Source organism: Streptomyces sp. SN-593 (assembly GCF_016756395.1).
GTDB classification, from domain to species: domain Bacteria; phylum Actinomycetota; class Actinomycetes; order Streptomycetales; family Streptomycetaceae; genus Actinacidiphila; species Actinacidiphila reveromycinica.
In genome coordinates this window covers 8523237-8531309 of record NZ_AP018365.1, presented here as the reverse complement: position 1 = coordinate 8531309, position 8073 = coordinate 8523237, and the positions used below count along the sequence as shown (strand labels likewise).

The 8073-nt window shown below is 75.4% G+C and carries 1 protein-coding gene (cut by a window edge); it reads right to left on the bottom strand.

Annotation, left to right across the window (positions count from 1 at the left end; all coding sequences use genetic code 11):
* Positions 1-11: 11 nt before the first annotated feature.
* Positions 12-8073, bottom strand: the 3' portion of a protein-coding gene (locus RVR_RS35765) for a type I polyketide synthase (protein WP_202238182.1). The gene runs 4736 nt beyond the window's last position; the window shows 8062 of its 12798 coding nt (coding positions 4737-12798); the start codon falls outside the window, past its right edge; its stop codon occupies positions 12-14.

Sequence of the window (8073 nt, the reverse complement as noted above, 5' to 3'; positions counted from 1 at the left end):
CGGCGTCGACATCAGAAATCGGTTCCTTCCGCCTGGAGGGCGATGCGCACCAGGTCCTCGGCGTCGAGCGAGTCGATGAGGTCGCCGTGGTCCTCCGGCGCGGCCGCGGCCTCCTGGGCGCCCGCCCGGTCGTCGGCGAGTCGCAGCAGGACGTCCACGAGGCCGGCGTCGCGCAGGCGGGCGATCGGGATCGACGCGAGGACGGCGCGCAGCCGGGACTCGGCGCCGTCGTCGGTCCGCTCCGTGCCGGGGCGGAGGAGTTCGGCGAGGTGGGCGACCAGCACGCTGGGCGCCGGGTAGTCGAAGACCAGGGTGGACGGGAGCCGCAGGCCGGTCGCGGCGTTGAGCCGGTTGCGGAACTCGACCGCGGCCAGCGAGTCGAAGCCGAGGTCCTTGAAGGTGCGGTCGGCCTCGACCGCGGCGGCGGACGCGTGTCCCAGGACGGCTGCCGTGTGCGCGCCGACGAGGTCGGTCAGCGCGCGGCCGCGCTCCTCGGGTGTGAGGGCGGCGAGTTGCTGCGGGAGGGTGCGGTGGGCGTCGCCCCCGGGGCCGCCCGCGCCGCCGGAGACGCGCCGGGCCGGGGTGGCGAGGCCGTGCCAGACCGCCGGGACCTGCTCGCCGCGTGCCGCCGCGGCACGTATGCCCGCGAGGTCCGACGCGGCGGGGACGAGGAGGGGTTCGTCGCGGCCGAGGGCGGCGTCCAGCAGGGCGAGGCCGTCGTCGGTGCTCAGTCCGGTGGCGCCGTCGCGGCCGACGCGGCCCTTGTCGCCGGCGTCGAGGTGGCCGGTCATCGCGCTGGCCTCGGCCCACAGGCCCCAGGTGAGCGAGACGGCGGGCAGGCCGTCCGCGCGGCGCCGGGCGGCGAGGCCGTCCAGGTAGGCGTTGGCGGCCGCGTAGTTGCCCTGACCGGGACCGCCGAAGGTGGCGGCGGCGGACGAGAACAGCACGAACGCGTCCAGATCGAGGTCGAGTTCAGCCGTCAGCTCGTGCAGGTTCCACGCCGCGTCCGCCTTCGGACGCATCACCGCGTCCACCCGACCCGCGTCGAGCGACGTGATCACCCCGTCGTCCAACACCCCCACCGAGTGGAACACCGACGTCACCGGACGGTCAGCGGGCAGCGCGGCCACCAACCCCGCCAACGCCGTACGATCCGCCGCGTCACAGGCGACGACCCGACTGTCCGCACCCGCCGACGCCAACCCCGCCACCAACTGCGGAACCCCGGCGGCCGACGGACCCGAACGACTCACCAACACCGCCCGACCGGCACGCCCCGACTCGACCAGATGACGCGCCACCCGGCCACCGATCATCCCCGTCCCACCGGTGATCAACGCCGTCCCGGAAGCGCGGACCGGCGCCGGAACCGTCAACACGATCTTCCCGACATGCCGCGCCTGGCTCATGAACCGCAACGCGTCCACCGCCCGCCGCACATCCCAACACCGCACCGGAGCAGGGCTCATGGCACCGCTCACGAGCAGGGCGTTCGCCTCGGCCAGGATCTCTCCGAGGCGCTGCGGGCCGGCCTCGCCGGTCTCGAAGGAGACGTAGGTGACGCCGGGGTGGGCGGCCGCGACCTGCTCGGGTGCACGGCGATCGGTCTTGCCCATCTCCAGGAAGACCCCGCCGCCGCGCAGCAACCGCAGGGAGGCGTCGGTGAGTTCACCGGACAGGGCGTTGAGGACGATGTCCACGCCGCCGGCGAACTTCTCCTCGAAGCCGGCGTCCCGCGAGGACGCGATGTGGTCGTCGTCGATGCCCGTGGACGCCAGCGCGCCCCACTTGGCCGGGCTCGCCGTGGCGAACACCTCCAGGCCGAGGTGGCGTGCCACCTCGACGGCGGCCGAGCCGACGCCGCCGGTCGCGGCGTGGACCAGCACCCGCTGCCCGGGCCGCGCCCGCGCCAGGTCGGCCAGCGCGTACCAGGCCGTGCAGTACGCGAGCGGCACGGCGGCCGCCTGCGCGTACGTCCAACCGTCGGGTATCACCGCGAGTTTGCGGGCGTCGACCACCACCCGGTCGGCGAAGCCGCCGGTGACCATGCCCATCACCCGGTCGCCGACCGCCAACGCGTGGACGTCGGGACCGACTTCGGTCACCACGCCGGCCGCTTCGCTGCCGAGCAGCGCCGCGTCGGGGTACATGCCCAGGGTGATGAGCACGTCGCGGAAGTTCACTCCGGCGGCGCGCACCGCGAAGCGCACCTCGCCGGGTGCGAGGTCGCCCGCGGTGGCCGGGTAGGGCACGACGCCCAGGCCCTCCAGGGTTCCCGGGCGTTCCGCCTCCACCCGCCACGGCACGCGGTCGGCGCCGGTGGGCACGGGCAGGCCGGCGGTCGGGCGGGTCAGGCGCCGTGCCAGCACGCCGCCCGCGCGCACGGCGGTCTCTGGCTCGCCGGACGCGAGGGCGGCCGCCAGCGCCCGGGTCGTGCTCTCGTCCGGTTCGGGCGCGGCGGGGAGGTCGACGAGGACGAAGCGGTCGGGGTGCTCCGACTGGGCGGTGCGCACCAGTCCCGACACGGCGGCGCCCGCGAGGTCCGCGACGCCCTCGTCGGGAGCGGTGGACACCGCGCCGCGCGTGACCAGCGCCAGTCGTGACGCCGTCAGCCCCTCGGCGGCCAGCCACTCCTGGACCAGGTGCAGCGTCCTGGCGGTCGCGCGGCGCGCGGTGCCGGCCGCCGTGCCGTCGGCGGCGGACGCTGCGGACGTGCCGGGGGGCGGTGCGCAGACCAGCACGTCGGGCACCTGCTCGCCCGCTGCCACCGCGGCCGCCAGTGCGGCGACGTCCGCGTAGGCCGGAGCGTGCAGGCCGGTGAGGCGGCGGGTGTCCGGACCGAGCAGCGCGGTCGTCGTCGCCGGGGCCGTGGAGGAGGCCGCTACCGGGGTCCAGGCCACGCCGAGCAGTCCGTCCCGCACCGCCGGGGCAACAGCGCCCGAACCGCCGCTGCCGACGGGCCGCAGCACCAGGGAGGCCACCGAGACCACCGGCGCGCCGGCCTCGTCGACGGCCGTGAGCGACAGGCCGCCCGCGCCGTCCGGGGACAGTCTCACCCGCAGCACGCTCGCGCCCGACGCGTGCAGGCCCACGCCCGTCCACGCGAACGGCAGCCGGACCTCACCGGGCCGGCCCGGCTCCTGGACCAGCCCCGACAGGTGCAGCGCGGCGTCCAGCAGCGCGGGGTGCAAGCCGAAGGAACCCGCCTCGCCGGCCGCCTGCTCGGGCAGGGCGACCTCGGCGAACACCTCGTCGCCGCGCCGCCATCCGGCCCGCAGGCCCTGGAAGGACGGGCCGTAGTCGTAGCCGTCGGCGGCCATGCGGGGGTACCAGTCGCTCACCGCGAGGGGGGCCGCGTCGCGCGGCGGCCACACCACCAGGTCGCCGGGGGTCGGGGCCGGCCCGGCCGCGGAGACCGTGCCGGTCGCGTGGCGCACCCACGGCGCGCCGTCGCCGTCGCCGCCCTGGCGGGCGTGGACCGCCACGGTGCGCACACCGCCGTCGTCCGGGCCCACCACCACCTGGACCTGGACGGGCGTGTCGGAGAGCAGCAGCGGTGCTTCGAGTGTGAGTTCGTCCAGGTGTCCGCAGCCGACGACGTCGCCGGCCCGGATCGCCATCTCCACGAAGGCGGTGCCGGGCAGCAGGACGGTGCCGCCGACCGCGTGGTCGGCCAGCCACGGCTGCGCGCTCAGCGACAGCCGGCCGGTCATCGCCGTGCCGCCGTCTCCGACCAGCTCCACCGAGGCGAGGAGGAAGGGGTGGCCGAGGACGCTCAGTCCGGCGGAGGCGATGTCGCCGGCGCCCACGTTCGCCTTCGGCCAGTAGTGCTGGTGCTGGAAGGCGTACGTCGGCAGGTCCACGCGCTCGCCCGAGCCGATCACGGCCGCCCAGTCCACTTCGACGCCCTGCACCCAGGCTTCGGCCATGGACGTCAGCAGGCGCTGCGGTCCGCCCTCGTCACGCCGCAGCGACCCGACGACCACCGGAGCGGCCTGGCCCGCGTCCTCCAGTGTCGCCGTCACGGGGGCGACCAGGACCGGGTGGGCGGACATCTCCACGAAGACCCCGTGGCCGGCGTCGGCCAGCGTGCGCACCGCACGGTCGAACTCCACCGGCGCCCGCAGGCTCTCGAACCAGTACCCGGCACCCAGATCCGCGGCATCCAGCCACTCCCCCGACATCGCCGACAGCATCGGCACCGCCGACCCGTCGACCAGAGGCGTCACCGGGGCCAGGGTGTCGAGGATCTCCTGCCGCAGCCCGTCCACCTGCGCGCTGTGCGAGGCGTAGTCCACCGGAAGCCGCCGCACCCGGACCCCGTCGGCCTCGCAGCCGGCGACCAACGCGTCGAGTGCGTCGACCTGTCCGCTCACCACCGTTGCCTCCACACTGTTGACCACCGCGATCGACAACCGATCTCCGAACTGCGCGATCCGCTCCTTCACCTCCTCCGCGGACTGGGCGACGGACACCATGCCGCCCTTGCCGGCCAGCGCCCGCAGGGCCTGCGAGCGCAGGGCCACCACGCGCGCGCCGTCCTCGACGGACAGCAGGCCGGCCACGACGGCGGCCGCGATCTCGCCCTGCGAGTGGCCGACCACGGCGTCCGGCCGTACTCCGGCCGCCTCCCACACCGCCGCCAGCGACACCATCACCGCCCACAGCACGGGCTGGACGACGTCCACCCGCTCCAGGGCCTCCGCGTCGGTGAGCGCCGCTTCCAGGGACCATCCGACGAACGGCGCCAGCACGGCACCGCACTCCGCGAACCGCGCCGCGAACACCGGTGAGGACGTGAGCAGTTCACGGCCCATCCCGACCCACTGCGCACCCTGGCCCGGGAACACGAACACCGACCGGCCCACCCCCGTCGCCGGCGCCACACCCACGGCGGTTCCCGCCGCCGGCTGTCCCGCCACCACGGCGCCCAGCCCGGCCAGACCACCGTCTCCCACCACGACCGCGCGGTGCGCGAACACCGACCGCGACACCGCCAACGACCACGCCACATCCCGCGCCGCCAACTCCGGCTGTGCCACCATCAGTTCACGCAACCGCCCCGCCTGGCCGCGCAGCGCGGCATCGGAGCGACCCGACACCACCCACGGCACCACACCCGAGAACATCCCGGGAGCGGTCCCGGCGGCCACCTCTGCCCCGGCCTCCGCCGGCGCCTCCTCCAGCACCACGTGCGCGTTCGTGCCACTGATGCCGAACGACGACACACCCGCCCGCCGCACCCGCTCACCGTTCGCGGGCCACTCCACCGCCTCGTCCAGCAGCCGCACGCCTCCCGCCGACCAGTCGATACGGCGCGAGGGCTCCTCCGCGTACAGCGTGCGAGGCAGCACGCCGTGCTGCAAAGCCAACACCATCTTGATCACGCCCGCAACGCCCGCGGCCCATTGGGTGTGCCCGATGTTCGACTTGACCGAACCGAGCCACAACGGACGGTCGTCGGGGCGCTCCTGACCGTAGGTGGCCAGCAGTCCCTGGGCCTCGATCGGGTCGCCCAGGGTGGTGCCGGTGCCGTGGCCCTCGACGGCGTCCACGTCGGCGGCGGTCAGTCCCGCGCCGGCCAGCGCGGCGGTGATGACGCGCTGCTGGGAGGGGCCGTTCGGGGCGGTCAGGCCGTTGGACGCGCCGTCCTGGTTGACCGCGCTGCCGCGTACCACGGCCAGCACCCGGTGGCCGTTGCGTCGGGCGTCCGACAGGCGTTCCAGCACGACCATGCCGACGCCCTCGCCCCAGCCGGTTCCGTCGGCGGACTGCGCGTACGCCTTGCAGCGGCCGTCGCGGGCCAGGCCCTGCTGGCGGGAGAAGTCGACGAAGGTGCCGGGCGTGGCCATGATGGTGACGCCGCCGGCGAGGGCGAGCGAGCACTCGCCGTTGCGCAGCGCCTGGGTGGCCAGGTGCAGGGCGACCAGCGAGGAGGAGCAGGCCGTCTCGACGGTCAGCGCCGGGCCCTCCAGGCCGAGGGTGTAGGCCACCCGGCCGGAGATGACGCTGCCGATGGTGCCGGTCATCAGGTACCCCTCGGCCTCGTCCATGTCGAGGCCGAGGCCGTAGCCGGAGGTGGCGCCGCCGGTGAAGACGCCGGTCGGCGTGCCGCGCAGGGTGTCCGGGTCGATGCCGGAGCGCTCCAGCGCCTCCCAGGAGGTCTCCAGCACGAGCCGCTGCTGCGGGTCCATCGCCAGCGCCTCGCGCCGGCCGATGCCGAAGAACGCGGCGTCGAACTCGCCCGCGTCGCGCAGGAAACCGCCCTCGCGCACGTACGAGGTGCCGGCCTGCGTGGCGTCCGGGTCGTAGAGCGCCTCGACGTCCCAGCCGCGGTCGGGCGGGAAGTCGCCGACACCGTCCCGGCCTTCGGCGAGCATCGCCCAGAAGTCCTCGGGGTTCTGCACGCCGCCGGGGAAGCGGCAGCCCATGCCGACGATCGCGATCGGCTCGCGCCCGTCGGCGGCGGCCACCGCCACCGGGGCGGCGGGTGGCGCCACCGGCTGGGCGTCACCGAGGAGTTCGGCGCGCAGGTGCTCGGCGAGGGCCGCCGGGGTGGGGTAGTCGAAGATGAGCGTCGAGGGCAGGCGCAGCCCTGTCGCGGAGTTGATGCGGTTGCGCAGGTCCACGGAGGTGAGCGAGTCGAACCCGAGGTCCTTGAAGGCGCGTTGCGGGCTCACCGCGTCGGCCGAGGCGTGGCCGAGCACGGCGGCGGCGCTCGCCTGCACCATGCCGACCAGGGCTCTGGGCTGCTCGGCGGCCGGCAGTGCGGCCAACTGCTCCTTCAGGGTGCCCGAGCCGAGCGCGGCCCCGGCGGCGGTCGGACGGGCCGGGCCGCCGGCGAGGGCGCGCCAGATCGCCGGGACCGCCTCGCCGCGGGCGGCCGCCGCCCGGACGCCCGCGACGTCGAGGACCGCGGTGACGAGCAGCGACTCGTCGCGGACGGTGGCGGCGTCGAAGAGCGCGAGTCCGTCGGTGGCGGACAGGGCGGTCATGCCGCGGGCGATCCGGGACCGCTGGCTGTCGTCGAGGGAGCCGGTCATGGTGCTGGCCTCGGCCCACAGGCCCCAGTTCAGCGAGGTCGCGGGCAGTCCGGCGGCGTGGCGGTGCGCGGCGAGGCCGTCGAGGAAGGCGTTGGCGGCGGCGTAGTTGCCCTGGCCGGCGCCCCCGAACGTGGCGGCGGTCGAGGAGTAGAGGACGAACGCGTCGAGGTCCAGGCCGCGTTCGACGGTCAGTTCGTGCAGGTTCCAGGCGGCGTGCGCCTTGGGCCGCAGCGAGGTCGCCAGCCGCTCGGGGGTGAGGGAGGTGATCACGCCGTCGTCGAGGACGCCGGCCGCGTGCACCACGGTGGTCAGCGGGCGGTCCGCGGGCAGCGCGTCGAGCACGCCCGCCAGCGCGTCCCGGTCCGCCGCGTCGCACGACACGACGGTGGTGCCGGCGCCTGCGGCGGCCAGCTCCGCCGCGAGGCGGGGCACGCCGGGTGCGGCCGGGCCGGTGCGGCTGAGCAGCAGCGTGTGCGCGGCGCGGCCGGTCGCGGCCAGGTGCCGGGCCACGACGGCGGCAAGGGTCCCGGTGCCGCCGGTGATCAGGGCGGTGCCGCCGGTACGCTCCGGCGCGGGCACCGTCAGGACGTTCTTGCCGACGTGCCGGGCCTGGCTCATGAAGCGCAGCGCGTCGCCGACGCGCCGCAGATCCCAGCAGCGGACCGGCGCGGCGCCCAGCGTTCCGGCCGCGAGCAGGTCGCGGACCTCGGTCAGCATCTCTCCGATGCGCTCGACGCCCGCCTCGCCGGTCTCGAACGGCACGTAGGTGACGCCGGGGTGGGCGGCCGCGACCTGCTCGGGCTCGCGGCGGTCGGTCTTGCCCATCTCCAGGAACACCCCGCCACCACGCAGCAACCGCAGCGACGCGTCCGTCAACTCCCCCGCCAGCGCGTTCAACACGATGTCCACGCCACCGCAGAACTTCACCTCGAACCCCGCGTCCCGCGAGGACGCGATGTGCGCCTCGTCGATACCCATCGACGCCAGCACGCCCCACTTCCCCGGACTCGCCGTCGCGAACACCTCCAAC